General features: G+C 44.7%; 3 protein-coding genes and 1 pseudogene. All 4 read right to left on the bottom strand.

Annotation, left to right across the window (positions count from 1 at the left end):
• A pseudogene (locus VIP81_RS26725) lies at window positions 1–1070 on the bottom strand (flagellar motor protein MotB); the annotation flags it as partial.
• Window positions 1071–1317: 247 nt separating this feature from the next.
• On the bottom strand, window positions 1318–1944 hold the full coding sequence (locus VIP81_RS26720) for a 7-carboxy-7-deazaguanine synthase QueE (RefSeq protein WP_331968521.1): 627 nt from the start codon (window positions 1942–1944) through the stop codon (window positions 1318–1320).
• A 143-nt stretch (window positions 1945–2087) separates the two neighbouring features.
• Window positions 2088–2975 (bottom strand): bifunctional methylenetetrahydrofolate dehydrogenase/methenyltetrahydrofolate cyclohydrolase FolD, encoded by an 888-nt coding sequence (gene folD / locus VIP81_RS26715; RefSeq protein ID WP_331968518.1) that lies wholly within the window; start codon window positions 2973–2975, stop codon window positions 2088–2090.
• Window positions 2976–3205: 230 nt separating this feature from the next.
• Window positions 3206–4284 (bottom strand): phosphoenolpyruvate carboxykinase (ATP) (locus VIP81_RS26710; protein ID WP_331968515.1); only part of this gene is annotated, 1079 nt, incomplete at its 5' end.

Below are 4284 nucleotides of genomic sequence, written 5' to 3'. Positions count from 1 at the left end.
AGTCCGCCATAACCCGGATGACCATTGGACGCAAAGTAAAGCGTTTGTCCGTCTGCGTGAATAAAGGGAGTCGTTTCCCGGCCGGCCGTATTAATATTGGGACCAAGGCGTTGAGGAACACCCCATTGTCCGTTGGGTTGTCGTGTGGTTACAAATATATCTGCACCATTATCTGATGTTTCACGTGCAAAATAAAGCGTTTGTTTGTCGGTGCTGAGACAGGGTTGTGATTCCCAGTCGCGGGTGTTGATGGGCGATCCAAAATTCTTTGGGGCGGTCCAGCCCTCAGCGGTTTTTTCCGAATAGTACAGATCGCAGCTGCCTTTGCCTTCTGGAAATTCGCAGCCTGTGAATACCAGCATGGTACCATCTTGTGAAATGTTTTGTGCGCCTTCATTGAAAGAGGAGTTTACAGGTTCACCCATGTTTTGGGCCGTTGACCATTTATTATTATTATCCCGGTACGTAATATAAAAATCTTCATTGCGGCCATTTACACGCCTGGTGAAAATCAATGTTTTACTGTCAATGGTAAGGGAGGGAAAGTATTCCGGATCTTTGCTATTCACCGGATCACCCAGGTTTTCCGGGTGAAAAGGAACGGTCTGACGGCTGTTGTTGACTGCAAATTCATAATTCGCTTTCAGCTTTTCTGCATTCGGACTTTTTGATTTTATGTTGGCAAGATATTGTGTGATTAACTGTAACGCCCCTACGAAATTTCCGGTACCTGCCATTGCCCTGGAATAGGGTACAGATACAGGACGTAAGCCGCTGCTGTCCAGTTGTTTTAGCTTATCAAAAGCGGTGGTGGCGGCAGCATAGTCTTTCAGTTCCACATAGCATAGTCCCATTTGTCCGTATGCATCTGTAAAGTTGGGAGCCACTTTGATGGCTTCCTGCAGAAAACTGATGGCGGCCGGGGTCTGGTAAAGTCTTACGGCATCAATGGCGCGGTCGAAGCTGGCTTTGGCTTTTTTAGGAGCAGTTTCATAGGTTACTATCTGGGCCTGCATTTGCATCCCGATGCCTAACAGGCAACCCAGTATCATCAGAGAGGTTTTTTTCATAGAATGTATTCGCTCTGTAATTAACGAAATTCCTGCCAAAAATAGTGCAGCGGAATTTGTCTTCCCCAGGATTATACTGATTATACTGATTTTCACGATTATTGTTTTTCAGGATTAAAAAAGATTAGCGAAGACGAACATCTTACATGGCCATCTTCGCTAATCTTTTTTAATCTATAAAATCACAAAAACAAAATCGTAAAAATCAGTATAATCAGTATAATCCTGAGGAAGACAAAAAATCGCGTTAAGGAACGTTAATATATTTATGGATCTGCAGGGACATGGTCCATTGCGGATGATCTTTGATATACTCCGTAATCAGTGGCGTCATTTCCGCACTGCGTTCCCATTCAGGTTGCAGATATAATTTACAGTGTTTGCCAGCGAGGGCAGCATACTTTTCTGCCCAGGCAAAATCTGTTTTGTTGAAAATAACCACTTTCAATTCATGCGCAGCCTTACAGATTTCCGGTAAAGGTGCTTTGAATTTTTTGGGAGATAAGGTGATCCAGTCCCAGTTTCCGCTAAGTGGCGAGGAACCGGAGGTTTCTATATGTGTTTGAAAGCCTTGTTTATGCAGGGATTTGGTAAGTGCATCCAGATTATGGAGGAGCGGTTCTCCACCTGTTACCACCGCAATGCGGCCCGGATAGGCAGCAGCTTCCGTTACAATATCATTTACAGACACCTGCGGATGCTTCTCTGCATCCCAGCTATCTTTAACATCGCACCATACGCAGCCCACATCACAGCCGCCCAGCCTGATAAAATAGGCTGCTCTGCCCTGATGGAAGCCTTCCCCCTGAATGGTGTAGAAGCGCTCCATCAATGGTAGCGTATGGGTATTAATATTTGTAGTTATTACAGACATGATTACTTTACAAAGATCCGGTTTTTTACAACCGGTAACACAATTAATTAAAGCAAAAGGCTCAAAGCCTAAAGCAAAAAGCTTCTTCCAATTCCACTTTCCGCTTTTTTCTAAAAGCTAAAAGCTAACAGCTAATAGCTGTTTCAATTCATACTTCCTTTCAAACCAATGTTGGCGTGATAGGTATTCTTGAGTAACGCAGCTATCGTCATAGGTCCAACGCCACCTGGAACGGGGCTGATGTAACTACATTTAGGCGCTACTTCATCAAACTTCACATCGCCTTTCAAGCGGAAACCGCTCTTTTTGCTGGCGTCTTCTACCCGGTTAATACCTACATCCACAATTACAGCACCTTCTTTTACCATGTCTGCCGTCACAAAATCAGGTTTGCCAATTGCGGCGATAATAATATCTGCCTGCCGGCAGATGTCTGCCAGGTTATGTGTTTGTGAATGCGTGAGGGTAACAGTACAGTTGCCGGGATTGGTGTTGCGGCTCAGCAAAATGCTCATCGGAGTACCCACAATATGGCTACGGCCAATGACTACAGCGTGTTTACCTTTGGTAGGAATATTATAATGTTCCAGCAACAGCATAATGCCGTACGGTGTAGCCGGAATAAAAGCAGGTAAGCCACTTACCATTTTACCAACGTTCATAGGATGGAAACCATCTACATCTTTGCTGGGATCAATGGTGTTGATCACCAGTTCTTCGTTGATATGTTTAGGTAAAGGTAATTGAACGAGAATGCCATCTACATCCGGATTTTCATTCAGCAAAGTGATCTGATCCAGCAGATGTTTTTCAGAAATCTGTGCATCAAAACGAAGAAGGGTAGAATTATACCCGCATTCGGCACATGATTTTACTTTGGATGCTACGTATGTTTCACTGGCAGGATTGTTACCTACTAATATGGCTGCCAGGTGAGGAACCTTTTTACCAGCGGCCTTTAATTCAGCCACCTGAGCGGCTAATTGGGCTTTGATAGCCTCAGAAACTAGTTTACCGTCTAAAATTTGCATGTGCAAAGGTAAGGAAAACTGTGATTTGATGCAGCTGATTTGAAGAGAAGGGGCTTTATGCGATGTCGAAGTCCAGCAAAACAAGCTCCGGTAAAGGAACTTGCTTTGCTCAGGCATTGCGCCCGTCAGGAACTTACGTGGTGTTTAGTGGAAATTATAAGGCAAAACTTAAATATAAATCTTCGTACTGATATATACAATAGAAGAACAGCTCACAGGGTATTTATCCATTAAATTTTTGGTGCAGCATCCAGTATTTCTTTATCTGCTGCGGCAGCATACTTTTCAAAGTTGCGGATGAACTGTCCGGCAAGGTTCGCCAACTGTGCATCGTACGCTGCTTTGTCTTCCCAGGTATTGCGCGGATCCAGGATATTATCCGGAACGCCGGGGCAATTATCCGGAATAGTAAATCCGAATACCGGATGTGCATGGAAAGCCGCCTTATCCAGTTGTCCGTTTAAGGCAGCCGCAATCATGGCACGCGTATAACTGAGTTTAATACGATTGCCGGTACCATAAGCGCCGCCTGTCCAGCCGGTATTGATCAGCCATATGTTTACGTTGTATTTGCGCATTCTTTCTCCCAACATCTGTGCATACTGTGCCGGATGAAGTGGAAGGAAAGGTGCACCGAAACATGCGCTGAAGGTCAGTTTGGGCTCTGTAATACCTGTTTCAGTACCTGCTACTTTGGCGGTATAACCAGAAATAAACTGGTACATGGCCTGTCCGGGCGATAACCTGGAAATAGGCGGTAACACTCCGTAAGCATCGCAGGTGAGGAAAAAGATATTCTTTGGAATGCCTCCTACAGAAGGTTCCAGGGCATTTTCAATGTAATGCAGCGGATAAGAAACGCGGGTGTTTTCTGTAATACTGCCATCTGCATAGTTCACGGTATTGGTACCGGGAAAGAACTTGATATTTTCCAGCAATGCGCCTTCACGGACGGCATGAAATATCTGCGGTTCCTTTTCTTCAGAAAGGTCAATACATTTTGCATAACAACCGCCTTCAAAGTTAAACACGCCGGTAGCCGTCCAGCCATGTTCGTCATCTCCTATCAGTTTACGTGCAGGATCTGCGCTCAGGGTAGTTTTGCCGGTGCCGCTCAAACCAAAAAATACGGCAGTATCACCTTGTTCGCCAATGTTGGCAGAGCAGTGCATGCTCAGCACATTTTTGTTGTGCGGTAATACGTAATTCAAAATGGTGAAAATCCCTTTTTTGATTTCTCCGGTATAGGCACTGCCACCAATGATGATCATTTTTTTGGTGAAACTGACTACGGAGAAATTCTGCTGCC

Origin of the sequence: Chitinophaga sp. (genome assembly GCF_036566945.1) — a bacterium.
GTDB lineage: Bacteria > Bacteroidota > Bacteroidia > Chitinophagales > Chitinophagaceae > Chitinophaga.
This window is presented reverse-complemented; position numbering and strand designations above follow the sequence as displayed.